Source organism: Bradyrhizobium sp. LTSP857 (genome assembly GCF_000938285.1).
GTDB lineage: Bacteria > Pseudomonadota > Alphaproteobacteria > Rhizobiales > Xanthobacteraceae > Bradyrhizobium.
Map to the genome: position 1 here is coordinate 95,540 of NZ_JYMS01000035.1, position 26,380 is coordinate 121,919.

General features: G+C 63.0%; 20 protein-coding genes. 6 read left to right on the forward strand and 14 right to left on the reverse strand.

The window, feature by feature from the left end; translation table 11 throughout:
- Positions 1–44: 44 nt before the first annotated feature.
- Both UP06_RS22770 and UP06_RS22775 read left to right on the forward strand, forming a co-directional pair.
- Positions 45–2,264 (forward strand): acetate--CoA ligase family protein, encoded by a 2,220-nt coding sequence (locus tag UP06_RS22770; protein WP_045005898.1) that lies wholly within the window; start codon positions 45–47, stop codon positions 2,262–2,264.
- 90 nt (positions 2,265–2,354) lie between these two features.
- Positions 2,355–3,185 carry an MlaD family protein gene (locus UP06_RS22775; RefSeq protein ID WP_045005899.1) on the forward strand — a complete coding sequence of 277 codons (831 nt, stop codon included), beginning with the start codon at positions 2,355–2,357 and terminating at the stop codon, positions 3,183–3,185.
- A gap of 3 nt (positions 3,186–3,188) precedes the next feature.
- Here UP06_RS22775 and UP06_RS22780 read toward each other — a convergent pair whose 3' ends face one another.
- From UP06_RS22780 to urtA, 9 genes are all read right to left on the reverse strand, one after another.
- A complete protein-coding gene (locus UP06_RS22780) occupies positions 3,189–6,272 on the reverse strand; it encodes an autotransporter outer membrane beta-barrel domain-containing protein (protein ID WP_349509938.1) in 3,084 nt (1,027 codons plus the stop codon).
- A gap of 269 nt (positions 6,273–6,541) precedes the next feature.
- On the reverse strand, positions 6,542–7,582 hold the full coding sequence (locus UP06_RS22785; protein WP_045005901.1) for an aliphatic amidase: 1,041 nt from the start codon (positions 7,580–7,582) through the stop codon (positions 6,542–6,544).
- Between the two features lie 44 nt (positions 7,583–7,626).
- Positions 7,627–8,004: an FmdB family zinc ribbon protein gene (locus UP06_RS22790; RefSeq protein ID WP_045005902.1), complete on the reverse strand. Its 378-nt coding sequence runs from the start codon at positions 8,002–8,004 to the stop codon at positions 7,627–7,629.
- Between the two features lie 92 nt (positions 8,005–8,096).
- The gene (gene fmdA / locus UP06_RS22795) at positions 8,097–9,326 is read right to left on the reverse strand and encodes a formamidase (RefSeq protein ID WP_045005903.1); all 1,230 of its coding nucleotides are present in this window, start codon (positions 9,324–9,326) and stop codon (positions 8,097–8,099) included.
- A gap of 27 nt (positions 9,327–9,353) precedes the next feature.
- The gene (urtE, locus tag UP06_RS22800; RefSeq protein WP_045005904.1) at positions 9,354–10,043 is read right to left on the reverse strand and encodes an urea ABC transporter ATP-binding subunit UrtE; all 690 of its coding nucleotides are present in this window, start codon (positions 10,041–10,043) and stop codon (positions 9,354–9,356) included.
- Between the two features lie 10 nt (positions 10,044–10,053).
- Entirely contained in the window at positions 10,054–10,809 is a 756-nt protein-coding gene (gene urtD, locus UP06_RS22805; protein WP_045005905.1) for an urea ABC transporter ATP-binding protein UrtD, read from the reverse strand.
- 10 nt (positions 10,810–10,819) lie between these two features.
- Positions 10,820–11,962: an urea ABC transporter permease subunit UrtC gene (gene urtC, locus UP06_RS22810; RefSeq protein WP_045005906.1), complete on the reverse strand. Its 1,143-nt coding sequence runs from the start codon at positions 11,960–11,962 to the stop codon at positions 10,820–10,822.
- Between the two features lie 19 nt (positions 11,963–11,981).
- Positions 11,982–12,908 (reverse strand): urea ABC transporter permease subunit UrtB, encoded by a 927-nt coding sequence (gene urtB / locus UP06_RS22815; RefSeq protein ID WP_045005907.1) that lies wholly within the window; start codon positions 12,906–12,908, stop codon positions 11,982–11,984.
- A 148-nt stretch (positions 12,909–13,056) separates the two neighbouring features.
- A complete protein-coding gene (gene urtA / locus UP06_RS22820; RefSeq protein WP_045005908.1) occupies positions 13,057–14,316 on the reverse strand; it encodes an urea ABC transporter substrate-binding protein in 1,260 nt (419 codons plus the stop codon).
- 175 nt (positions 14,317–14,491) lie between these two features.
- On the opposite strand from urtA, the gene UP06_RS22825 reads away from it, so the two are divergent.
- Positions 14,492–17,863, forward strand: a complete 3,372-nt coding sequence (locus tag UP06_RS22825) for a hybrid sensor histidine kinase/response regulator (RefSeq protein ID WP_045005909.1) — start codon at positions 14,492–14,494, stop codon at positions 17,861–17,863.
- Entirely contained in the window at positions 17,847–18,779 is a 933-nt protein-coding gene (locus tag UP06_RS22830) for a response regulator (RefSeq protein WP_045006024.1), read from the forward strand. The genes UP06_RS22825 and UP06_RS22830 overlap by 17 nt, the downstream gene beginning before the upstream one ends.
- Positions 18,780–18,977: 198 nt before the next feature.
- On the opposite strand, the gene UP06_RS22835 is transcribed toward UP06_RS22830, so the two are convergent.
- Both UP06_RS22835 and UP06_RS22840 read right to left on the reverse strand, forming a co-directional pair.
- Entirely contained in the window at positions 18,978–20,480 is a 1,503-nt protein-coding gene (locus tag UP06_RS22835) for a flavin-containing monooxygenase (RefSeq protein WP_045005910.1), read from the reverse strand.
- 126 nt (positions 20,481–20,606) lie between these two features.
- Positions 20,607–21,365 (reverse strand): S1 family peptidase, encoded by a 759-nt coding sequence (locus UP06_RS22840; RefSeq protein WP_045005911.1) that lies wholly within the window; start codon positions 21,363–21,365, stop codon positions 20,607–20,609.
- A gap of 110 nt (positions 21,366–21,475) precedes the next feature.
- Between UP06_RS22840 and UP06_RS22845 the strand changes: the two genes are divergently transcribed.
- Positions 21,476–22,111, forward strand: coding sequence for an HAD-IA family hydrolase (locus UP06_RS22845; RefSeq protein ID WP_045005912.1), 636 nt, complete (start codon positions 21,476–21,478; stop codon positions 22,109–22,111).
- 118 nt (positions 22,112–22,229) lie between these two features.
- Here UP06_RS22845 and mtnA read toward each other — a convergent pair whose 3' ends face one another.
- From mtnA to UP06_RS22860, 3 genes are all read right to left on the reverse strand, one after another.
- Positions 22,230–23,339, reverse strand: coding sequence for an S-methyl-5-thioribose-1-phosphate isomerase (mtnA, locus tag UP06_RS22850; RefSeq protein ID WP_045005913.1), 1,110 nt, complete (start codon positions 23,337–23,339; stop codon positions 22,230–22,232).
- 17 nt (positions 23,340–23,356) lie between these two features.
- Complete coding sequence (locus UP06_RS22855; protein WP_045005914.1) at positions 23,357–24,232, reverse strand: S-methyl-5'-thioadenosine phosphorylase; 876 nt, start codon at positions 24,230–24,232, stop codon at positions 23,357–23,359.
- 267 nt (positions 24,233–24,499) lie between these two features.
- Positions 24,500–24,772 carry a phosphopantetheine-binding protein gene (locus UP06_RS22860; RefSeq protein ID WP_045005915.1) on the reverse strand — a complete coding sequence of 91 codons (273 nt, stop codon included), beginning with the start codon at positions 24,770–24,772 and terminating at the stop codon, positions 24,500–24,502.
- 356 nt (positions 24,773–25,128) lie between these two features.
- Between UP06_RS22860 and UP06_RS22865 the strand changes: the two genes are divergently transcribed.
- On the forward strand, positions 25,129–26,346 hold the full coding sequence (locus UP06_RS22865; RefSeq protein WP_045005916.1) for an acyl-CoA dehydrogenase family protein: 1,218 nt from the start codon (positions 25,129–25,131) through the stop codon (positions 26,344–26,346).
- Positions 26,347–26,380 lie beyond the last annotated feature (34 nt).

The window sequence follows — 26,380 nt, forward strand, 5'->3', positions numbered from 1 at the left end:
CCACGTGACGCACCACCAAGAAGAACAACAGGTGAGGTCACACCATGGAAGCCCAGATCTCTGCCGCGTCGGTTTCTCCGCGCCCATGGTCTCCGCCGCCCGATGCCAGCGACATCGTCAAGGGCATCCACGCCATGTTGCATCCGCACAACATCGTGCTGGTGGGCGCGACCGACAAACCCGGCAACTACGCCGAGCGCATCTGGAACAATCTGGTCAAATACGGTTTCGAGGGTGGGCTCTACCCAGTCAACGCCAAGCGCGAGACCATCTGGGGCGTGCCCTGCTTCAAGGATTTTGCCAGCCTCCCCGAGAAGCCCGACCACGTTCTGGTGCTGGTGCCAGCGCGCTTCGCCGTGCAGGTGATCCGCGACGCGGCTGCAGCCGGCGCGCGTTCGGCCACCATCGTCACCTCGGGCTTCAGCGAGTTGCAGGATGAGGCGAGCCAGAAGCTCGCCGCCGAATTGCAAGCGGCCATACGCGAGACGGGGCTGGCCGTCACCGGCCCGAATTGCCTCGGCAATCTGAGCGCCGGCGAAAAGCTCTTCACCAATATCGACGACCGCATCGTCACCATGGAACAAGGCGCGGTGGCGATCGCCGGGCAATCCGGCGCCATCGTCATGGCGATCCGGCAGGCGCTGGAGGATCGCGGCGTCGGGGTCGGCTACATGGTGACGACCGGCAACGAGGCCGGGCTCGAGACGCCGGACCTGATGCGCTATTTCGCCGAGGATCCGAGCATCAAGGTGATCGTGGTTTATCTCGAAGGTGTGCGCAACACCAAGGCGTTTCGCGACGCCTGCAAGGCCGCGCGTGCCGCCAGCAAGCCGGTGATCGCGCTGAAGCTCGGATCGTCCGAGGGTGGCCGTGCCGCCGCGATGGCGCACACCGGCGCGCTCGCCGGCTCGATCGAGACGTTCGATGCGATCGCGACGCGCGAGGGCGTGATCCGCGTACGCGGGCTCGACGAGCTGATCGAAACCACCGAATGCTTCGTCCACGCCGCGGTGCCCAAAGGCGACCGGCTCGCCGCCGTCACGTTGTCCGGCGGCAAGCGCGGCATGCTGATCGATGCTTTCTACGCCGCAGGTCTCAACTTCGCGCCGCTGAGCGGGCATGTCAGCTCCGAGCTTGCAAAAATGCTCGGGCCGGGCTCGATTGTCGGGAATCCGCTCGACGCCGGCTTTGCCGCGGTGGTCGATCCCTCCGTCTACATGAGGTCGATCAAGCTGATGATCGACGATCCCGACATCGACATCGTCATCGTCGATGCAGAGCTGCCGAAGGCACCGCATGAGCTGCGGGAGCGCAATTTGCGTATCGTCGACGAGATGGCGAGCCGGGCCTCGAAGCCCGTGATCTATATCAGCGCGATGTCGATCGGCTTCACCGAGTTCACCAAGGGCTTGCGCAAATCGCTGCCGCATCTCGCGGTGATGCAGGGCATGGACCGCGCGGTGACCGCGATCAAATCACTGCTCGACTATGCCAGGCTGCGCAAGGAAGTGCCTGAGATCATCTCGAGCTCGAAGCCAGCCGCGCGCGCGATGCTGGAGAAAGCGCTGAGATCGGCAAGCGGCGCCGCCCTCGACGAGGTCGCCTCGAAGAAGCTCTTGAAGGCCTATGGCATCCCGGTCTCGAAGGAGGGAATCGCGCAGACGGCTGCGGACGCCGTGAAGACCGCCAAGCAGATCGGCTTTCCGGTCGTGGCCAAGCTCGTCAGCGCCGAGATTTTGCACAAGTCCGATATTGGCGGCGTGGTGCTGAACCTCAACAGCGCAGCCGAGGTGAAGAAGGCGTTTGCCGACATCACCGCGCGGGTAAACAAGCTGAAGGGCAAGCCGAAGCTCGACGGCATCCTGATCGCGCAGCAGGTCAAGGCCGACCTCGAACTCGTGGTCGGCGCCTCCCTTGATGCCGAGATGGGGCCGGTCGTGCTGTTCGGCACCGGCGGCATCGACATCGAGCTGATGAAGGACGTAGCGCTCGCCGGCGCGCCGCTGAACGAAGCCGAGGCGCGGCTCCTGATCGGCCGCACCAAGGCCGGCATCAAGATGCGCGGCTATCGCGGCAAGCCGGCGCTGCACGAGGCCTCCGCGGTGAAGGCGCTGGTCGGCCTGTCCAATTTGATCGCGGACGCCGGCGACCGGATCGCCTCGATCGACATCAATCCGTTCCTGATCAACACCCGGACCGGCGTTGCGGTCGATGCGCTTATCGTACTGAACAATGCCGCGGCAAAGCGCGCGGCCGGGCATTGATGTCGCGTGGGGCCGATTAACCCTGCTTACCATCACGGCCGAAGCATCATCCTTCCAAACTCCCCGCTTTGGCCGTAGAATCGCTCCGGCATGGCACGCGCGAGCAATCTGGTGATCGGGACGGCGACGCTGGCGGTGATCGCCGTGGCGTTCGGCGGCCTGCTCGGCGTGCAGAAATGGCGCAGCATCCAGAGCCGCAGCCAGTTGCGCGTGGTGTTCGAAGGCGGTTCCGCGAGCGGCCTGCGCCGCGGCGGCCCGGTCAATTTCGACGGCGTGCCCGCCGGCCAGATCCTGTCAATCAAGCTGGACAATCCGCGCAAGGTGGTGGCGCTGGTGCTGCTCGACAATTCCGCGCCGATCCGCAAGGACACGGTGGCCGGCATCGAGTTCCAGGGCCTCACCGGCGTCGCTGCGGTCTCGCTGATCGGCGGCGCCCCCTCCGCACCGCCGGTGCCGCTGGACTCGGACGGCATTCCCGTGCTGACCGCCGATCTCAGCGACGCTGAAACGATCGTCGACACCTTGCACAGTGTCGATCGCACGATCGTCACCAATGCTCCCGCGATCAAGGAAGGCCTGCGCACGTTCGAAGACTACACCGCCGATCTCCGGAGCAAGGGCGCCGAGATCGACTCGGTGATGGCCAAGGTCGACAGTGCCTTCGCAGGCTTCGACAAGGCGGTCACGAAGATCGAGGGCGTGGTGCCCGGCTTCGTCGACGGCAAGGCCGACGAGCTGTTCGAAAAGATAAGGGGGCTGCACGAGCTCGCCGACACCATGAAGAAGAAATCGGCGACCTACCTCGAGGACGGCCGCAAGACTCTGCTCGACCTCAGCGAAGCCGCCAACAAGATGAGTGGGACGCCCGCGCCGGCCTTAGCCCCGCGCCCGCCGCGCAAACCTGCGCAGCCGAAGCGGTAGGGCCTACCACGCGTAGCGTACGACGCCCTTGCCGGCGTAGGAGCGGGTGACATTCGAGAACTCGCCCTCGAAGGTCAGCGCCGTGGACCAGCCGTTCATCCAGTTCATTTGCACCGACGCCGTGGTCAGCGCGGAATCGCGCGCCTGCGCGGCGCCGTTCACGACGAAGGCCGATCCCGGCAGCGTCTGGAACACCGCGCCGACGCTGCGGTCCGGATTGAAATCATGCGCCCAGGCGACACGGCCGCGCAGCGTCACCACGCCGCCGGCAGCCGCAAACGCCTTGTTCGCGCGCAGGCCGAGCTCGGTGCGGGTGTCGGTGACGCTCTTGGCTGCGTAATTGAGCGCGAAATTGTTGTTGCCGACCACGGCGAACTCCGAATAGCCGGGAAGGCTGAACATGGTGGCCTGGAGCGCGGCATAAGGCGTGAGGCCAATCCACTGCGTTGCCTGGCGATAGCCGCCCTCGATGCGGCCCGAGACGGCGTTGGCATTGAACTGTGCGCGCAGCTGATCGACGCCGGCCGCCGTGACGATGCGATTGGTCGTGATATCCTGCCAGCCATAGGCGAGCGCCGCCGTGACATAGGCAGGTCCTGCGTTGTGACGCACGAAGGCGCCGGCCTGGAATAAATCCGAGCGGCCCCAGCCGAGCCCGTTGACGTTGAAGCCGGTGCCGCCGCCGGCAAGCGCGAAGCCGGCGATGGTCGAGGGCGAGAAGCGATAATCGAGACCGACCGCGGTGCCGTACACGCTGCTGGTGGTGTTGTTCGAGCCAAGCGCCGCATTGCCGTCGGTGGTCTGCGAACCACCGAAACCTGCAGCCCAGACGTCCCAGCGCTGCTCGAATGTCGGCGTCGGTGCCTTGCGGTAGATCGAAGCAAAGGCATCGCTGGGGCGCTTGCCGGTCGCGGCGTAGGCAGTCGCGTTCGTCTCGTCGGCATAGGGCGTCGTGCCCGGCGCGCCGCTGCGCCCCGCGCTGAAGACGTCGGTCAACAGGCCGAGGAACTGGTTCATCGCATTGAACGTCGTCTGCTGCGATCCCGTCCCTGACTCGCCGGAGGCTTGCGTCAGTCCCGTCGGCGAGAGGTTCGCCAACGCGACGGGGAGGCTGCCGGTGCTGTCGAAATAGTGCGTCAGGACATTGGCGACGTTTTGCTGGTTGATGTTGAGGCCGCCGCCATAACCCAGTGCGAGATCCAGCAAGACGTTGTTGGAACCGTAGCTCAGGGTCGCGTGCAGGTTCGACGACAGACCCGCGACGACCGGATTGAAGGTGTCGGGCAGCGTGCCTGCGGTCAGGATCGTGTAGTGCTTCGCGATCGAACCGGTCGGCACGACCACGACGGTGGCGCCGCCGAGCGTCGCCGTTCCCGTGACGACCGCGAGACCGTTGCTGGTGCCGGACACCTGCACCATGTAACGCGACGCCGACGTGAACGAGAGATCGCCGGACACGGACAGCGTCCCGGTCGGACTGCCCGGCGCCAGCGTGCCGCCATTGACGGTGATGGAGCTTCCGACTGTGCCGACGCCGCCAAATATTCCGCCCGCCGCGACACTCACATTGCCGTTGATGGTGCCGGCCAACAGGAGCGTGCCGCCCAGCACGTTCCAATCCTGATTGCCGGTGCCGGTCACGGTCCAGGCCGAGCTGTCGACCTTGTTGAAGGTCGAGAAGCCGTCGTACTGGAGGCCGGTGCCGATCAGGTCGAGATTGAATGTATCCTTGCCGGTGCCGCCAAGCTGGAAAGTGTCGGTGCCGGAGGCGAGCACTTGACCCTTGATGACGCTGCCGGGGCCGAGGGTGAGGGTGTTCGGACCGCAGCTACAGAAATCGATCGCGACGGCACCAGGCGCGCCGGCGTTGATCGTTCCCGAATTGAAGATGCTGGCACCACCGCTCACGCTGATGCCCGTGCCGCCGTCGCCAACGGTGATGGTGCCGGTATTGACGATCTGGTTGGTCGTGCTCAGCGTAGTCACGTCGATGCCGATGCCGGAAGCGCCGACGGTGATCGTGCCGTTGTTGGTGACGGTGTTGGAATCACCAACCACTGCGATGCCTTCGGCAAAATCTGTTCCGGTGATACGCCCGCTGTTGGTGATCGTGGATGACGACAGGCCGGAATAGTCGATGCCCGTACCGCCCAGGCCGACATTGATCGTCCCGCTCTGGCTGATGACGGCCCGATCACCCTGCACCGAAATGCCTGCCGATCCACTGTCGCCCGTCGTGATCGAACCGCCATTGGTGACCTTGGCGTCGTCGCCTATCACGGCAATGCCGGCACCGAAATCGCCGGCCGTAATAACGCCGAAATTGCTGCCGGTTTGAAAGTTGCCCTGCATGAAGATGCCGGCAGCATTCTGCCCGACCGAGATCGTGCCAGTGGCCTTGTTGGTGACCGTGTTGTTGTCATTGATCGCAAGAATGCCGCCGGAGAAGCCGGGGGAATCGCCGACGGTGATCGCGCCGGCATTGGTCACGGTCGCGCCGCCGAACACGAGGATGCCAATCGCACCGTTAGTCCCCGTGATCGTGCCCGTCGCGGCATTGGTGATCGTGTTGTTCTGGCCGGCGAAGACGCCCGCGCCACCGGCTCCGACGGACAATGCACCGCCGTTGGTGACGGTGTTGTTGTCGCCGATCGAGATGGCGGCGCCACCATCGCCGGTCGTGATCGTCCCGGCATTGACAATGATGTTGTGATCGAGCGCGGAGATGCCGAGGCCGTTGTCCAGCACCGTGATGGTGTTGTTGTTGGTCACGGTGTTCGAGCTGCCGACACTCATGCCGGTCAGGCCGGAGCCTGCCGACAGCGTTCCGTTGTTGGTGACGGTGTTGGAGTCGTTGACGCCGATCGATACTGCTCCGTTGTCGTTCACGGTCGCGCCGGAGAGCACGTTGACGGTGAGACTGTTGACACCAGCGCCGGCCTGAAAGCCGTCGACGTCGGTGCCGCTACAGGTGACGGTCTGGCCGCTCGAGGCCGGATCGGGCGCGCATTGCGCGGTGGCCGGCGTGGTCGAAATGCCGAGGCCAAATGCAAGCGTCAGGATTGCCGACGCGCCAGCGGATGACACGGAGCCGTACCGCCGCAGTCCACCCTGCGGCCTCCATCGCCCCACGCCCCTCACGTCGCACTCCCCCAGCCCCGGCTGTTCCGCCGGGAACCTAGGCCATGAGAAGGTTCCGTAGAACCACGGCCGGGCCCGAATGCGTCAGTTTGGCGCACAACCAGGGCAGAATCCCGCAGCCATGTTGCAACCGCGCCACGGTTATGGCCGATCGGATTCCCATTCCGCGCAAGATTATGGCTTGCGCCAACCGATCCGGATTTCGCCGCGATGGCTCAGTAATTGCTCGGCGCCGCCTCGTTCGGGATGCCGTCGATCGGACATTCGGCGGTGCCCGGCGTCGAGCGCGTCATCGCTTCGACCATGTCGCGCGTGCCTTCGGGATCGGCAATCCAGTTCTTGTAGAAATCATAGGGGCAAGCCGCGACGCCGCGCGGGCTCTCGCCGGAATTGATCATGCCGGTGTAGCCGCGATGGACCAACTTGTAGAGATGGTTCTGCGACTGGCCATTACGGCGCGCATCGCGGATCAGATGTTTCGACAGCTGCGCATATTGGATGCCGTAATCCTCCTCGCCGCACTCGCCGAGCGTACGGCCGTCGAAGCCGATGATCGCGGAGTGACCGAAGTAGGAATAGACGCCGTCGAAGCCGGCCGCGTTGGCAACCGCGACGTAGACATTGTTGGCCCATGCCATCGCCTTGGAAATCATGATCTGCTGTTCCTTGGCCGGATACATGTAGCCCTGGCAACGCACGATCAGCTCGGCGCCCTTCATGGCGCAGTCGCGCCAGATCTCCGGAAAATTGCCGTCGTCGCAGATGATCAGGCTGACCTTCATGCCCTTCGGGCCGTCGGAGACATAGGTGCAATTGCCAGGATACCAGCCCTCGATCGGCACCCACGGCATGATCTTGCGATACTTCTGCACGATCTCACCCTTGTCGTTCATCAGGATCAAGGTGTTGTAGGGCGCCTTGTGCGGATGCTCCTCATGGCGCTCGCCGGTCAGCGAGAACACGCCCCACACTTTCGCCTTGCGGCAGGCCTCGGCAAAGATCGCGGTTTCTTCACCGGGCACCGCCGAGGCGGTCTCATACATCTCCTTGGAGTCGTACATGATGCCCTGGGTGGAGTATTCCGGGAAGATCACCAGGTCCATGCCGGGCAGGCCGGCCTTCATGCCCACCAGCATGTCGGCGATCTTGCGGGCGTTGTCGAGCACCTCGGCCTTGGTGTGCAGGCGGGGCATCTTGTAATTGACCACTGCGACGCCGACGGTGTCGTTGCTGCTGGAAATATCGCCGTGAAGCATTGGGTCCGCTCCTGTCTTTTATTCGTTTGAGGTTATCGCGTGCGTTAGTGGCTGATCATCCAGGGGCGCGCGGTGGGAAAGCCCTTGGCGCCACTCTTGCTCTTGGTCATCAGCCGTGCCGGCTTCTTATTGTCCGACGAGCCCTTGTCCTTGACCGTCTTGCCCGACGAGCAGCAGCCGCAACCTGGGCCGTGCGAGGCCTTGTATTGCGCGAGTGTCTGCGGCGCGTGTGAGCTACGCTCGTTGACGGCGTGCGCCTTGCGCGTCTCGGACGGCATGCAGAAGAAGTTCGGCGCAGTCAGGATGACGCGCGGCGCCATCGTCTCGCAATGCGGGCAGCTTTGCGGATCGTCGCATTCCGCCATCGGGCGGAGGTCCTTGAACGGACCGCAATCGTCACAGAGATATTCATAGACCGGCATCGCATCATCCCTACGCTATGGCCTGTTCAACACATCTGGCGAGGGATGCGGGGCGGCAGATACGCGCCATCCCGCATCTCCTCACGCAGGGATCATTTGTCCGGCGAGATCGGCATCTGGATATCGCCGGTGATGTGCTTGATCGGACCCGCCGACGACGGCATGACGTCGAAGTCGAAGATTTCCGTTGGCAACCACAGCGTGGCGCAGGCGTTCGGCACGTCGACCACGCCGGAGATGTGGCCCTGAACCGGTGCGGTGCCGAGGATCGAATAGGCCTGGGCGCCGGAGTAGCCGAACTTCTTCAGATATTCGATCGCATTCAGGCAGGCTTGGCGATAGGCGATGGTGACGTCGAGATAGTGCTGCTTGCCTTGCTCGTCGACCGAGATGCCTTCGAAGATCAGATAGTCCTTGTAGTTCGGCGTGATCGGCGACGGCTTGAAGATCGGATTCTTGATGCCGTACTTCGCCATGCCGTCCTTGATCACCTCGACCTTCAGGTGCAGCCAGCCGGCCATTTCGATGGCACCGCAGAAGGTGATCTCGCCGTCGCCCTGGCTGAAATGCAGATCGCCCATCGAGAGACCGGCGCCTGGCACATAGACCGGAAAGTAGATCTTCGAGCCGCGCGAGAGATCCTTGATGTCGCAATTGCCGCCATGCTCGCGCGGCGGCACGGTGCGCGCGCCTTCGGCGCCGATCTTGTCCTTGACGTCGCCCTTGGCGCGGCCGCCATGGGAGGTCGGCGCGAATGGCGGGTTGGCGAGGCCGGGCACGCGGGTCGGATTGGTCGCGATCAGCTCGGCCTCGCGCTTGTTCCAGGTGTCCAGCATCTTCGGATCAGGCAGACAGCCGATCAGGCCGGGATGGATCAGGCCGGCGAAGTTGACGCCGGGAATGTGGCGCGACGAGGTGTAGAGACCCTTGATGTCCCAGATCGACTTCTGCGCCAGCGGGAAATGGTCGGTCAGGAAGCCGCCGCCGTTCTGCTTGGAGAAGAAGCCGTTGAAGCCCCACAGGCTCTCCTTCAGCGGGCCGACGTCGAGCAGGTCAACCACCAGCAGATCGCCCGGCTCGGCGCCCTTGACGCCGATCGGGCCGGACAGGAAGTGCACGATCGAGAGATCGATGTCGCGGACGTCATCGGCGGAATCGTTGTTCTTGATGAAGCCGCCGGTCCAGTCATAGGTCTCGATGATGAAGTCGTCGCCGGGATTGACCCAGGACACCATCGGGATGTCGGGGTGCCAGCGGTTGTGCACCATGTCATTGTCGTAAGCCGACTTGGTGAGATCGACCTTGATCAGTGTCTCTGGCATCGAGAAGCTCCCCTTTTACACGGTTGGTTAGACGGACAGATATTTCGAGACCTGCGCGGCATCGACGGCGTCGCGCGGATCGTCGCGCACGATCTCGCCGTTCTCGATGACGAGCACGCGGTCGGCGATATCGAGTGCGAAACTGAGGACCTGCTCGGATACGACGATCGACAGACCCCGCTCATCTCGGATGCGCTTCAGGGTGCGCGCCATGTCCTTGATGATGGACGGCTGGATGCCCTCGGTCGGCTCGTCCAGCAACAGCACTTTCGGCTTGGTCGCGAGCGCGCGCGCGATCGCGAGCTGCTGCTGCTGACCGCCGGAGAGATTGCCGCCGCGGCGGCCCTTCATCTCCAGCAGCACCGGAAACAATTCGTAGATGTCAGCCGGCACCTCGGTCCCACCGGAGACGACGAGACCGGTCTCGATGTTCTCCTTCACCGTCATGGTCGAGAAGATCATGCGGCCCTGCGGTACATAGGCGAGGCCCTTGGCGACGCGCTCGTAGCTCGGCAGGCTGCCGAGCTCGGCACCGTCCATGCTGACCGAGCCGCTCTTGGTCGGAAGGATACCCATCAGCGATTTCATCAGCGTGGTCTTGCCCATGCCGTTGCGGCCCATAATCGCAACGATCTCGTTGGCGGCGACCTTGACGTTGAGGCCGTGCAGCACCTCGCTCTGGCCGTAAGCGACGTGAAGATCGGAAATAGCCAGCATGCGAGGCTCCCTAGTGACCGAGGTACACTTCAATGACCTTGGGGTCGTTCTTCACCTTGTCCATGGTGCCCTCCGAGAGGATCTGGCCCTGGTGAAGCACGGTGACCTTGTGCGCGATATCCTCGACGAACTTCATGTCGTGCTCGATCACCAGCACCGATCGGTTCTTGATGATGCGATTGAGCAGCTCGGCGGTCTTGGCGCGCTCGGAGACGCTCATGCCGGCGACGGGCTCGTCGAGCATCAGGAGATCAGGGTCCTGGATCAGCAGCATGCCGATCTCGAGCCACTGCTTCTGGCCGTGACTGAGCAGATCGGCGTTCACGTTCAGCCTATCCTTCAGGAAGATCATTTCGGCGACTTCATGCACCCGGTCGCGCACGGCAGCGTCGCGGGTGAAGGTCAGTGCGCCGAACACCGAGCGGCCGCGCGGATAAGAAATTTCAAGGTTCTCGAACACCGTGAGATCGTCGTAGATCGACGGGTTCTGGAACTTGCGGCCGACGCCGGTCTTGACGATCTCGTTTTCCTTCATCCGGGTCAGCTCCTTGCCGCGAAACTGGATCGAGCCGGATGTTGCTTTGGTCTTGCCGCAGATCAGGTCGAGCACGGTGGTCTTGCCGGCGCCGTTAGGGCCGATGATGACGCGGATCTCGTTCTCGTCCACGTAGAAGGAGAGATCGTTGACCGCCTTGAACCCGTCGAACGACACCGTCAGCGCTTCGACCGCGAGCAGGAATTCCTTAGGCTGGTGACCTACGAGCATGATGATCTCCTCACTCCGCCGGGGCGCCGTCGGCGACCGAGCTGTCGGTCCAGCCTTCAGGTTTTGGCTTGCGCGACGAGATCAGGCGATCGATGCGCGGCTGCACATAATCGCCCCAGATCCCGGCAAGGCCGTTCGGGAAGGCCAGGACCACGGCGATGAACAAGCCGCCCAATCCGAACAGCCACAATTCGGGAAATGTTTCCGACAGGCTGGTCTTGGCGAAATTGACCAGCAGCGTGCCGTAGACTGCGCCAAGGATCGACAGCCGGCCGCCGACCGCGGTGTAGATCACCATTTCGATCGACGGCACGATGCCGACGAAGGACGGCGACATGAAGCCGACATTGAGCGCGAACATGGCGCCGCCGATCGCGGCGAACACCGCAGCGACGCAGAAGGCGAAGATCTTGAAGTTCGCGACGCTATAGCCGGAGAACCGGACCCGGTCCTCCTTCTCGCGCATCGCGACCAGGATGCGTCCGAGCTTGGAGTGCCGGACGAACTGCGCGATCATGATGCAGACGAACAGGCATCCGACCTCGAAGAAATACAGCACGATCTTGGCGTGATCGGGTCGGATATCCCACCCCTTCAGCGTCCGCAGATCGGTCATGCCGTTGATGCCGCCGGTGTAGCCCTGCTGTCCCACGATCAGGATGGTGAGGATGGCCGCGACCGCCTGGGTGATGATGGCGAAGTAGGTGCCGCCGACCCGGCGCTTGAACATCGCCGTGCCGATGATCAGGGCGAAGATGCCGGGCACCAGAATGATGGCGGCAATGGTGAAGGGGAGACTGTGAAAGGGCTTCCAGAACAGCGGCAACGAGGTGATCTGATTCCAGTCCATGAAGTCTGGAATGCCCGGCGTCGACTGGATCTTGGTGTTCTCGGGGCTGGAGGCTTCCAGCTTGAGAAACATCGCCATGCAGTAGCCGCCGAGCCCGAAGAACACCCCCTGGCCGAGGCTGAGAATGCCGCCATAGCCCCAGCAAACCACCAGCCCCAGCGCGACGAAGGCATAGGTGAGATATTTGGCGACCAGATTGAGCCTGAAGACGTCGAGCGTGAGCGGCAGCACCACCACCAGGAAGACCGCGAGCAACAGAATTCCGATCAACTCCGATCGATTGAAGAAGCGATTGTCGGTCATTGCATCAGCCTTCCGTTTCTCACTTGCGGACCTTGAGGGCGAACAGCCCTTGCGGCCGCAGCATCAGGATTCCGACAACGGCGAGCAGCGTCAGTACCTTGGCCATCGAGCCCGACATGAAGAACTCGAGGGTGGATTGCGTCTGTGAGATCGAGAAGGCCGAGGCGATGGTCCCGAGCAGGCTCGCGGCGCCGCCGAACACGACCACCAGGAAGGTATCGACGATGTAGAGCTGTCCGGACGTCGGCCCGGTCGAGCCGATCATCGTGAAGGCGCTGCCGGCGACACCGGCGATGCCGCAGCCGAGGCCATAGGTATAGCGATCGACTTTTTCGGTGTTGATGCCGACCGCGCCGGCCATGATGCGGTTCTGCACCACGGCGCGCACCTGGCGACCCCAGCGCGATTTGTACATCACATAGGCGACACCGACAGTGATCAAGACGGTGAGGCACATCACGAAGACGCCGTTGATCGGCACTTCAATGCTCTCGGACACGTGCAGCGAGCCGAGCATCCACTGCGGCAGGTCGACGCCGACCTCACGCGCGCCGAACACGGAGCGAAAGGCCTGCTGCAAAATCAGGCTGAGTCCCCAGGTGGCGAGCAGCGTATCGAGCGGGCGCTTGTAGAGATGCCGTATCAGCACCCATTCCACCAGCATTCCCAGCGCACCGGATGCCACAAAGGCCAGGATCATCGCGAGGAAGAAGTAGCCGCTGAACAGGCTCGGCAAATAGGTCTGGAAGAAATTCGAGGTCATCCAGGTGACGTAGGCGCCCAGGATCATGAACTCGCCATGGGCCATGTTGATGACGCCCATCTGGCCGAAGATGATGGCAAGGCCCAACGCCATCAGCACGTAGACCGAGAACAGGATCAGTCCTGCAAAACCCTGCATGACGAAGATGGAGCCAAGATCACCAAGCGAATAGTCGCCGAACATCGATGTCCTCCGTCGGGGATAAGGGTCCCGCGTCGCGAGCAGGTTCGCGACGCGGGGGTCTTGGGCGTGGACTTGCAATCCACGCCAGGGAGCGGTTGGCCTTGAGGGAAACGGCGACGGACGCCGCGTCTCTTACTGGTAGCCGGTCTTACTGGTAGCCCTTGGGGAACGGATCCGGCTCGACGAGATCGGCGGTCTCGTAGATCAGCTCGAACTGGCCATCGAGCTTGGCGCGTCCCACCCGGGTCTTCGACCAGAGGTGATGGTTTTCGTGGATGCGCACATAGCCTTCCGGAGCGCCCTTGAACTCGACACCTGGCGAAGCTGCCGCGATCTTGTCGACGTCGAAGGAGCCGGCCTTCTCCACCGTCAACTTCCACAGCCACGGGCCGAGATAGGCAGCCTGGGTGACGTCTCCGATCACGGTCTTTTCGCCCCACATCTTCTTGAACGCGGGCACGAAGGTCTTGTTGTTCGGGTTGTCGAGCGACTGGAAGTACTTCATGCAGGCATAGGCGCCCGCAATGTTCTCGCCGCCGATGCCGTCGATTTCGTCTTCGGTCACCGAGATCGTCAGCAGCGCCTGCTTGGAAAGGTCGATGCCGGCGGCCTTGAGTTGCTTGTAGAACGCCACGTTCGATCCGCCGACGACGTCGGTGAAGATCACGTCAGGCTTGGTCAGCTTGATCTTGTTGATGACCGAATTGAACTGGGTGTTACCGAGCGGATAATACTCCTCGCCGACGACCTTGCCCTTCAGCACGTTCTCGACGTGCTTGCGCGCGATCTTGTTCGAGGTGCGCGGCCAGATGTAGTCGGAGCCGACGAAGAAGAACGATTTCGCGCCCTTCTCCTTCGCGATCCAGTTCAGGCCGGCGAGAATCTGCTGGGTCGCCTCCTGGCCGGTGTAGATCACGTTCTTGGACTGCTCGAGGCCTTCGTAGAAGGTCGGGTAATAGAGCATGCCGTTGTACTGCTCGACGACCGGCAGCACGGCCTTGCGCGAGGCCGAGGTCCAGCAACCCATGATCGCGGCGACCTTGTCGTTGACCAGCAGCTTCTTGGCTTTCTCCGCGAAGGTCGGCCAGTCGCTGGCGCCGTCTTCCTGGATGAACTTGATCTTGCGTCCGAGCACGCCGCCCATGGCGTTGATCTGCTCGATGGCAAGCTTTTCGGCTTCGATCGAGCCGGTCTCGGAGATCGCCATGGTGCCGGTCGCCGAATGCAGGATGCCGACTGTCACCTCGGTGTCAGTGACCGCCAGACCCGTGGTATTGACCGCCGAGGTCGCCGGAGCCTGCGCAAAGGACGCCCGCGGCAGCATCGTCATGGCCGGCAAGGCCGCCATTCCCATCAATAGTTTGCGCCGGAGCGGCGACAATAGGCCCTTGGTTTCTTCGTCTGACATGAGCACCCCACTTTTGTTCGAGGACACGCGATTGGTCCGGTGAGGATGGCTCGAATTTGTGCACCGCAAGCATACGCAAGATCGCGTATACTGCACCGCAAAATACCGACGTAGGCTTTTGGTACGGGATTTGCGAGTTTTCGAGAGGTTCGGACGAGTTCGGGAGTGGGGTTAAGTGGCAGGGCGGCAGCGAATAGACCGCGTCAGGCGCCAGTACAACCAATGGGTCGCCAACCAGACGCTGGAAGACTACGCACTGCGCTTCACCGCCAAGAGCGCGCGCCGCTGGTCCGCCGCCCGCGTTGCCAACACTGCGCTGGGCGCAATCTCGTTCCTCGCGATGGAGGCGATCGGCGGCACCATCACCCTCAATTACGGCGTCACCAACGCAACTGCCGCGATCCTCGTCGTCTCGACCATCATCTTCTGCTGCGGCGTGCCGATTGCCTATTATGCCGCCAAATGCGGCATCGATATTGACCTGCTCACCCGCGGCGCTGGCTTCGGCTATATCGGCTCGACCATCACCTCGCTGATCTACGCCTCCTTCACCTTCATCTTCTTCGCGATCGAAGCCGTGATCCTGGCGTCCGCGCTCGAGATGTGCTTCGGGATTCCGCGTCCCGTAGGCTATCTCATCAGCGCCGTCGTCATCATCCCGCTGGTGGCCTACGGCATCACGCTGATCAGCCGCTTCCAATTGTGGACGCAGCCGCTGTGGATCGTGCTCCACATCATGCCGTTCGCGGCGATCGCCTGGCACAACCCGCACTCCTTTACGGAGTGGCGCAAGTTCTCGGGCGAGCACGGCGATCTCAACGGACATTTCGACCTGTTGCTGTTCGGTGTGGCAGCCTCGGTCGTGTTTTCGCTGGTGGCGCAGATCGGCGAGCAGGTCGACTTCCTGCGATTCCTGCCGCGCGACCGCCGTGCCTCCAAGGTCTCATGGTGGATCGCGTTGATGAGTGCAGGGCCGGGCTGGATCGTGCTCGGCGCATTGAAATTGCTGGCAGGTTCGTTCCTCGCCTTCTTCGCGCTCGGCCACGGCGTGCCGCCCGAGGAAGCCGCCGAGCCGGCGCATATGTATCTCGAAGCCTTTCGATATGTGCTGTCGCAACCGGACCTCGCGCTGGCGTTGACCGGCACGTTCGTGATCCTTTCGCAGGTCAAGATCAACGTCACCAACGCCTATGCCGGCTCGATCGCCTGGTCGAACTTCTTCTCGCGTCTGACCCACAGCCATCCCGGCCGCGTCGTCTGGCTGGTCTTCAACGTCATCGTGGCGCTGCTGTTGATGGAGATTGGCGTCTACAAGGCGCTGGAGCAGACACTGGCGCTCTATTCCAACGTCGCGATCGCCTGGGTCGGCGCGCTGGTCGCTGATCTCGTCATCAACAAGCCGCTCGGATTGCGGCCACAGCAAATCGAATTCAAACGCGCGCATCTCTACGACATCAATCCGGTCGGCGTGGGCGCAATGACGATCGCGACCATTATCTCCATCAGTGCCTTCTACGGCCTGTTCGGGCCGACCGCGAAGGCGCTGTCGGCCTTCATCGCGCTGGCGGTTGCCTTTCTCACCGCACCCCTGATTGCATGGGCGACCGGCGGCAAATACTACATCGCGCGCAAACCGAAGCGGAGCTGGCAGAACCTCGAGGCGATCCAGTGCTGTATCTGCGAGCACGCGTTCGAACCGGAAGACATGGCCTCCTGCCCCGCTTACGCCGGGCCGATCTGCTCCTTGTGCTGTTCGCTGGACGCCCGCTGCCACGATCTCTGCAAGCCGCACGCGCGGATCCAGACGCAATTCTCCGAGACGCTCGGCAAGATCCTACCGCAGCCGATCTACGCGCGGATCAACTCGCAGCTCGGCCACTACATCGGCGTGTTCGTGGTCTCCGCCGGCCTCGTCGCGCTGGTGCTTGGGCTGATCTATCTCCAGACCTCGGTGAGCGTGCATGGCGAGAACTTGCTCGTCTCCAACGTGCTCTGGAAGGTGTTCTTCTCGCTCAGCATCATCATCGGCGTGGTCGCCTGGCTGTTCGTGCTGGCGCAGCAGAGCCGCCGTGCGGCAGAGGACGAGACGCGGCGGCAAACGACACTGCTGATCCAGGAGATCGACGCGCACAAGCGCACCGACGCCGAGCTCCAGCGCGCCAAGGAGGTCGCCGAATCCGCCAACCTCGCCAAGAGCCGTTATGTGGTCGGCCTGAGCCATGAGCTGCGCTCGCCGCTGAACGCGATCAGCGGCTATGCCCAGCTGCTCGAACAGGATTCGACGCTGCCCGCCAAGCCGCGCGATCAGGTCCGCGTCGTTCGCCGCAGCGCCGATCACCTCTCCGGCCTGATCGACGGCATTCTGGACATTTCCAAGATCGAGGCGGGACGGCTCTATCTCTCGCGCGACGAAGTCCGTCTCAGCGAATTCCTGGATCAGCTTGTTGGCATGTTCCGCCTCCAGGCCGGCGCCAAAGGTATCGACTTCGTTTTCAGGCGGCCGGCAACCTTGCCGACCGTCGTCTATGCCGACGAGAAGCGGCTGCGCCAGGTCCTGATCAACCTTCTGTCCAACGCGATCAAGTTCACACAGACCGGCAGCGTGCAATTCATCGTGCACTATCGCAGTCCCGTCGCCGAGTTCGAGGTGACGGATACCGGCCCCGGCATCCGGGGCGACGATCTCGAACGCATCTTCGCGCCGTTCGAGCGCGGCGCGCTCGGGGTCTCGCAACCGCAGACCGGCACGGGACTGGGGCTCACCATCAGCCGGTTGCTCGCCGGCGTGATGGGCGGGGACATCAAGGTCACCAGCACGGTTGGCCGCGGCAGCACATTCAAGGTGAAGATGCTGCTGTCTGAGGTCACCAATCCCAGGCTCACTGCGCCGGTGGAGGCGCCGGTCTCCGGTTATCACGGGGCGCGCAAGACCATCGTCGTCACCGACGACGATCCCGTGCATCGCGATCTCCTGCGCGAGATACTGGCCCCGCTCGGCTTCATCCTTCTCAGCGCCGCCGACGGACCGGGCTGCCTGTCGCTGGCGCAGCATTGCCGACCCGATCTGTTTCTGCTCGACATCTCGATGCCAGGCATGGACGGCTGGACCGTGGCAGAATCGTTGCGCGCGAGCGGACATCACCAGGCGCGCATCCTGATGGTGTCGGCGAGCGCGCTCGAAGCGCACGGCACGCCGCTGGCACAGCCTTTCCACGACGGCTATTTGATGAAGCCGATCGACATCCCACGGCTGCTGGAAAGCATCCGCCAGCTTCTGAAGATCGAATGGCAATACGGCTCGGACGAGATCGTCGTGCCGCTGTGGCAGCCCGAAAGCGGCTCGCGGCCACCGGTCAGGCATATCGAAGCACTGATCGGGCTCGGCCAGATCGGCTACGTCCGGGGCATCCAGCTGAAGCTGGACGAGATCGGCAGCGAACATCCCGAGCATGCCGACTTTGTCGCACAGATGCGAACGCTGGTCGATCGCTTCGACCTCGACCAGTACATGACAACATTGAAAACACTGCATGCTTATGAGCATTGAGACGAAAAAGCGCGACGTCGCGCTCGTTGTCGACGACTCTCCCGAAACGCTGCGGCTGCTCACCGACGCGCTCGACGGCGCAGGGATGACGGTTATGGTGGCGCTCGACGGTGCCAGCGCCATGCGCATCGTCGACCAGATCACGCCCGACATCGTGCTGCTCGATGCCGTGATGCCCGGGCTGGACGGGTTCGAGACGTGCCGCCGGCTCAAGCGCGACGCAGGCCTCGCCAATGTTCCCGTGATCTTCATGACGGGCCTCGCCGAGACCGAGCATATCGTGCGCGGGCTGGAGGCCGGCGGCGTCGACTATGTGACAAAGCCGATCGTGATCGAGGAGATGCTGGCGCGTATCCGCGTTCATCTTGGCAACGCGCGGCTGACCCAGAGCGCGCGCGCCGCGCTCGATGTCTCGGGCCGCTTCCTGTTCGCGGTCAACCGCCAGGGCCACATTCTCTGGGCGACGCAGCAGGCCCAGAAATTGTTGACCGATCATCACGGCACACCTGCGGGCGAGGAGATCGGATTGCCGCCGTCGCTGCTGCAATGGCTGGAACAGGCACATAAGGGCAAGAGCGGGTCGAAATCCCAGGCCGCGTCGCTGCCCGACCATCCACAATTGCGGTTCTACTACATGGGCGAGCTAGGGCCGAACGAGTTCCTGCTGCGGCTCTCCAAGGAGTCCGGCACCGCGCTGCCGCCCGAATTCACCAGCGAGCTCGGCCTCACCACCCGCGAGGGTGAAGTGCTGGCCTGGCTCAGCAAGGGCAAGACCAACCGCGACATCGCGCAGATTCTGGGATTAAGCCCGCGCACGGTCGACAAGCATCTCGAGCAGATCTACGCCAAGCTTGGTGTGGAGAACCGGACGGCCGCGGCCGCGATTGCGACGAATGCGACGAGGCGGAATTCGTAGCTCTTGCTGCGAGTTGAGACGCTGGCCGCTCAGCAAACGGCGTCGTCCCGGCGAAGGCCGGGACCCATACCGCGTGATCTCTCAGTTTTGGAACGTAGACGTACCGAACGACGAGTCTTCGCCAAACGGCTCCCTGGGATTATGGGTCCCGGCCTTCGCCGGGACGACACCAGAATTGGTGGCGGCGCCTACCGCCCCTCACCCATACACAAACGCCCCATCATCCAGATCCGTCTTCGGGATCTCGTCCTTCTCGGTCCAGTAATCCTGGCTGTGCTGCCATTCCGGCTTGTCGCCGCGCTTGGGCAGCAGGTTCATGTCGCGCATGATGTAGCCGGGGTTGAAGTTTTCCGGATCGATCCAGGGCAGGATCGGCATGTTGTGGTCCTCGGCGCGCAGCTTGACTTCGACCTTCTTCGTTCCCTTCGCTTTCATATGTCCGAGCATACGGCAGACAAAATCGGCGACGAGATCGACGCGTAGCGTCCAGCTCGCGCGGAAATAGCCGAACACCCAGACCATGTTCGGAACACCCGTGAACATCATGCCGCGATAGGTGACGGTGTCGCCAAAGGCGAGCGGCTTGCCATCGATCTCGAAGGCGATGTCGCCGAGCGCTGCGAGATTGAAGCCGGTCGCGGTGACGATGACGTCGGCTTCGAGCAACTTGCCGGATTTGAGCTGGATGCCGTTCTCGACGAAGCACTCAATCTCGTCGGTGACGACGGAGGCCTCGCCGCTGGCGATACCCTTGAACAAATCGGCATCCGGCACGAAGGCAATGCGCTGCCGCCACGGCCGATAGGTCGGGGTGAAATGCGTCTCGACGTCGTAGTCGGGACCGAGAACCGCGCTGATCTGGCCGATCAGCTCCTTCTTCACCTGCTCGGGATTGCTCAGGCAGAGCTTCGTGAACGCATCCTGCTCGAACAATATTTTTCGCCGGACGATCTCGTGGATCCACTCCTCATCGACCTGAAGCCGGCGCAGCTCCTCGGCGATCTCGATGGCGTTGCGGCCGAGCCGGAAATAGGTCGGCGAGCGCTGGAGCATGGTGACATGGGCGCACTTGTCCGCGATGTTCGGCACCAGCGTCGCGGCGGTTGCGCCCGAGCCGATCACCACGACCTTCTTATCCACGAGATCGATATCATCCGGCCAGGTCTGCGGATGGACGATGCGACCCTTGAAGCGCTCCGTGCCCTTCCATTCCGGCGTGTAACCTTCCGAATGACGATAGTAGCCCTGGCACATCCAGAGGAAGTTCGCGGTGAAGGTCTTCGCTTCACCAGTATCGGTCGTGGTCGCTTCGATGGTCCAGAGATTTTGCTCGCTCGACCAACTCGCCGAATTGATCTTGTGCTTGTAGCGGATGTGCCGCGCGATATCGTTGTCGTCGATCACCTCGTTCATGTAGGCGAGGATTTCCTCGGCGGTCGCGATCGGCGGTCCGACCCAGGGCTTGAAGCTATAGCCGAACGTGTGGAGATCACTGTCCGAGCGAATGCCGGGGTAGCGATGCGTGCTCCACGTGCCGCCGAACGTCGCCTGTGTTTCCAGGATGACGTAGCTCGTTCCCGGCAGCTGCTTTGTGACGTGATAGGCGCTGCCGATGCCGGAGATGCCGGCTCCGACGATCAGCACGTCGAAATGCTCTGAAGCCTGTTTGGTCGTGGCGTGACTGCGAACAGCGACATTCATTGTTGCTTCTATGCCTTGTTTTGCTTTTAGGGCCGCCCTTGACCGGACGACGCGTTTCCTCCGCGTCGGGCGTGCTCGCCCATCGCGCTTCCGCTGCAAAATGACATAGATCAAGTCGCGGTCAAATCACAGGGCCGCACCCCAGCTCCGCGCGGTCTGCAAGATCCAGTCGCGATAGAGCGTGAGCGGCGTGACGCCGGTCAATCCGCCGCAGCCGGCAGCCCCATTCGGCCCGGTTGACCAGCTGATGACGCCGACAAGCACGGCACCGTTCGGCCTGTCCTCGAACACCGGGCCGCCGGAATCGCCGGTGCAAGCGCCGATTCCATCGCGAACACCGTTGGTTACGGGATCGACCAGCCGGATCTGAAGCGTGCCGGGCTGACCGGTGGCGACGAGCGCAGCAACGCGCGAGGTGCCGCCGCTCTTGCCATCTCCACGCACGGTGACGCCGATGCCGGCGATGGTGAAGCGGCTACCGACCTGAATTGGAATATTCGGTGCGCCGACCGACACTGTCGATTTTCCCTTGAGTGGAATATCGAGCTGCAACAATGCCACGTCGGCAGTGGCGCGATGCGCCTGCATCGCCTGCATGTTAAAGTTCGGATGGATCGCGACCGTCCGCACGTTCAGCAGCTGCGGTTTACCGTCGGCGCCATAGTCGACGATCTTGTAATCCGCACCGGGCTGTACGCAGTGGGCGACGGTAAGCACCAGCTTCGGTGCGATCAGGCTGCCGGTGCAGAAATTGCCGCGCGAACCAACGATGGTGACGACCGCGCGGGCAACGCCGTCGGTCTGCGGCGTGCCGCCACCGACGATGGCGTGGGCCGGTGTGGCGAGCAGCAATGCAGTTGTGACAAGTGCGGCAGACTTCTTCATGGGACCACGTCATGACCTTCGAATCGGCGGGAGCCTGGAATGGCTTGAGGCTGGTCCTTACCGATATCGCATGCTAGCCGTCTTGGGGAAGCATTGACGAGGGCAGGACATTGGCAATCGAAGCGGTGATCTTTGATTTTGGCGGCGTGCTCACAAGCTCGCCGTTCGAGGCGTTCGCGCGATTCGAGCGGGAGCGCAGTCTGCCAACCGACATCATCCGGCGCACGAACGCCGCCAATCATCTTGAAAACGCCTGGGCCAAATTCGAGCGCGCCGAAGTCGATATCGACACCTTCGATAAACTGTTTGCCACAGAATCGCTCGCGCTCGGCGCTGAAGTGCGCGGCCGCGACGTGCTGCCTCTGCTTCAGGGCGATCTGCGACCAGAGATGGTCGAGGCCCTGAAGCGCATCAAGGCGCAGTTCAAGACTGGCTGCATCACCAACAATCTGCCCGCCAACGCCATCGGCAGCATGACGGGACGCTCTCTCTATGTCGCCGAGGTGATGGTGCTGTTCGACCACGTCATCGAATCCGCCAAGATCGGCCTGCGCAAGCCCGACCCGCGCATTTACAAGATGATGGTCGAGACGCTGAAGGTCGATCCGAAGGCTTGCGTCTATCTCGACGATCTCGGCGTCAATCTGAAGCCGGCGCGCGAGATGGGCATGACCACGATCAAGGTCGCCAGCGGCGCCCAGGCGATCGCCGAGCTCGAGGCGGCGACGGGGCTGAAGCTGAGGTAGGCCGGTTCGACAGCCGTAGGGTGGGCAAAGCGAAGCGTGCCCACCAAATCTCGCGCGACGCGGGATGAAGATGGTGGGCACGGCGCGATGCGCCTTTGCCCACCCTACGAGAGCAAGCTTACTCCGCCGCGACGGCAATCCGCTCGGGGAACGCGGCGGCGAGCGATGCGCGGTCGGGCTTCAGCACGCCGCGCTCGGTGATGAGGCCGGTGACGAGACGCGCCGGCGTCACGTCGAACGCGTAGTTCGCGACCGGCGAGCCCTCGGGCACAATGCGCACCGTCTCCAGCCGTCCATCCGCGGTGCGGCCGGTCATGTCGGTGACCTCAGTGCCGCTGCGCTGCTCGATCGGGATGTCGCGGACGCCGTCATTGACGGCGAAATCGATCGTCGGCGACGGCAGCGCGACATAGAACGGCACGCCATTGTCATGCGCGGCGAGCGCTTTCAGATACGTACCGATCTTGTTGCAGACATCACCATTGGCGGCGACGCGATCGGTGCCGACGATGGCGAGATCGACCATGCTGTGCTGCATCAGATGGCCGCCGGTATTGTCGGGAATCACGGTGTGCAGCACGCCGTGATGGCCGAGCTCCCACGCGGTGAGCGAGGCGCCCTGGTTGCGCGGGCGGGTCTCGTCGACCCAGACATGGATCTTGATGCCGCGCTCATGCGCGAGATAGATCGGCGCGGTCGCCGTGCCCCAGTCGACGGTGGCGAGCCAGCCGGCGTTGCAATGGGTCAGTACGTTGACGACCTCGCCCGATTTCTTCCTTGCCACGATCGCCTCGATCAGCTTCAGGCCGTTGCTGGCGATGCCGCGGTTGATCTCGACGTCCTGCTCGACGATTTCGTCGGCGCGCGCGTAAGCCGCTTCCGCCCGTTCCACCGGATCGATCGGCGCGAGCGTCGTGCGCATCTCGTCGAGTGCCCATTTCAGATTGATCGCGGTCGGCCGCGCCACGACGAGAGTCTCGTAGGCGCGCTTCAGGCCGGCGTCGGAAGCATCCTCGCGCATCGCAAGCGCCATGCCAAAGGCCGCGGTGGCGCCGATCAGCGGCGCGCCGCGCACCAGCATGTCGCGGATCGCTGTGGCCGCATCTTCACATGAGGTCAGCCGCGCGACGACGAATTCGTGCGGCAGCCTACGCTGGTCGATCGCGCCGATCGACCAGCCGTCGCGCTCGCGCCAGATGCTGCGAAAATGCTTACCGTCAACCTTCATCGCGTTTGCCTCTCGTCTCAGGCGCGCAGGATACGGCCCGCCACGGCGTCGAGCTTCTTCAAAAGCTCGGGATCGCGCGCCTCGGGCGCGGTGATCAGCGCGGTGTCGAGCGCGCGGTCGGAGCCGATCGGGCACGGTTCATGCTCGCGCGGGAAATCCTTTGCCAGCCGCGCGACCAGCGCCTTCGCCTTGTCGGCGTTGGAAGACAGCACGCGGATGATGTCCTGAACGGTGACGGCATCGTGGTCGGGATGCCAGCAATCGAAATCCGTCACCATCGCGACCGTGGCGTAACAGATCTCTGCCTCGCGGGCGAGCTTGGCTTCCGGCATGTTGGTCATGCCGATCACAGAGTAACCGAGCGTCTTGTAAGTCATGCTCTCTGCGTAGGTGGAGAATTGCGGTCCTTCCATGCAGACATAGGTGCCGCTGCGGGCGGTTGCGATGCCTTCGGCTTCAGCCGCTGTCGCAAGATGGACGCGAAGCCGCGGCGAGACCGGATGCGCCATCGAGACATGCGCGACACAGCCCCTGCCGAAGAACGAGCTCTCGCGCCTGTGGGTGCGGTCGACGAACTGGTCGACGAGGACGAAGGTACCGGGCGGCATCTCCTCCTTGAAGGAACCGCAAGCCGAGAGCGAGATCAGATCGGTGACGCCGGCGCGCTTCAGCACGTCGATATTGGCGCGGTAGTTGATGTCGGAGGGCGACAGCCGGTGGCCCTTGTCGTGCCGCGGCAGGAACACGATCGGCAGGCCGGCGATGGTGCCGCGCCGCAACGGCGCCGACGGCTCACCCCAGGGGCTCTTGATCACCTCTTCGCGCGCGCCCTCGAGTCCCGGCAGGTCGTAAATGCCGGAACCGCCGATGATGCCCAATACCGCCTGCGTCATGCCTGCTTCACCCCGTTCGCCACGTGCGACATGGTTAAGCTATGCCAGTTTTGCGGCAGATTTGAAACGGGAGTTGAGGGGCGGGACGATCGTGTGAGAAGCATAAGCGCTCGCCACACACTCCGTGTCGTCCCGGCGAAGGCCGGGATCCATAGCCCCAGGGAGTAGTTTGGCTAAGAGTGGTCGTTCGGGACGACAACTACCCGCGATCGATGGATTCCGCGGTATGGGTCCCGGCCTTCGCCGGGACGACGCCGATAAAGTTGGTTAAGCAGCCGTCGCCGGCTGCAACTGCATCGTGACCATCCGCTCCAGCGTTTCGACCGACTGGAAATTCTCCGGCGTGATCTCCGATTGCGGGATGGTGAAGTCGAACTCGGCCTCGACGCCCAGCATCAAATTGACCATGTCCATCGAGGTCAGGCCGACATCGACGAGCTTGGCCTGCGGCGTGAGATCGGCGGACAGTGAGTTCTGTTCGAGGATGCCCTTCACCAGCTTGATGATGCGATTGCGCAATTCGGTATCGAAAGCCTGCATCGGCAAATTCCCATATGTCGTCTTAGGTCGGACCGGATTGCCAGCTACGATGGGCAGGGATGGCCGGTCCCGCAATGGGCGCGACCATTACATCGCGTTTCTTAGTAAACGATGACTCAGATTGATTAAAATCCAGACCTCTTCCAAATCGCTAACGCGATAGGCGGGGTTTCGGCGAAGCAAACAACCGGGCCTTAACTGTTCGTTTGGAATTGGGGTTCGTTTACCCTCTATTTCATCGACGAATTTGAATTAAATCCGTAGCCTCATCTCACAAGCAAGATCGACGGTGGATTGCTGGACGGCATCGCGAATGATGCCGGCGATCCTGAACGGCAAAGCGGAGGCGGACGAGCATGAACGTGCGTGAAGCGGTTCTTACTGTCGACGAAACGCAGACAAGTCTCCTCGAGCAGGGCCCCTCTTTGATCGAGCGCGCAGCTCACACCGCCACGGTGGCGGCAATCGACGCCGAGGGTGTCGATCGCGACGCCCGCTTCCCCCACAAGGCTTTCGACACCGCGCGTGAGCAAAAACTGCTCGGGGTCATGATCCCGGTCGAGTTCGGCGGCCTCGGCGCCTCGATCCACGACGTCACCGACATCTGCTATACGCTCGGCCGCGCCTGCGCCTCCACGGCGATGATCTACGCGATGCATACGACCAAGGTCGCCTGCGTGATCCGCCACGGCCATGGCATCCCCTGGATGGAAACCATGATGCGCCGGGTCGCCCGCGACCAATGGCTGCTCGCATCCTCCACCACCGAAGGCCAGAACGGCGGCAACATCCGCGCCAGTGCCGCGGCCGTCGACAACGCCGGCGATACCGTTTCGCTGGTGCGCGACGCCACCGTGATCTCCTACGGCGCCGAGGCCGACGGCCTCGTCACCATCGCCCGCCGCGCCACCGATGCCACCGCCTCGGACCAGGTGCTGCTGGCGCTCGCCAAGGATGATTATTCGCTGAAGCGGACGCTAGGTTGGGAAACGCTTGGCATGCGCGGCACCTGCTCGACCGGTTTCGAGCTCAGGGTCGATTGCCCCGCCGACCGCGTCTTTCCGGAGTCCTACGACAAGATCCACGCCCAGACCATGACGCCGTTCGCGCATCTGTGCTGGTCCTCGGCCTGGGCCGGCATCGCCGCCGCCGCCGTAACGCGCGCGCAGGCCTTCGTCCGCAAGGCGGCCCGCAGCTCCGGCGGGCAAATGCCGCCGGCCGCGGCGCACTTCACCGCCGCAAAAATGTCGCTGGCAAAGCTGCGCGCCCTGATATCAGCCAATCTCGACGCCTTCGCCCGCGCCGAACATGACGAGCGTGCGCTGGGCTCGCTCGACTTCCAGTCCTCGATCACGCTGTTGAAGGTGCAAGCCTCCGAGCTCGCGGTCGAGACCGTGATGCATGCGATGCGCACCACCGGCCTCGCCGGTTACCGCAACGATGGCGAATTCACCATGGGCCGCCACCTCCGCGACGTACTGTCATCGCCGATCATGATCAACAACGACCGCATTCTGGCCAACGCCGCGACATCGACGTTGATGAGCGGCATTCCGGCAAGCCTTCGAGACTGACAAGTCTTCGCGACCAACAAGCCTTTGCGACTGA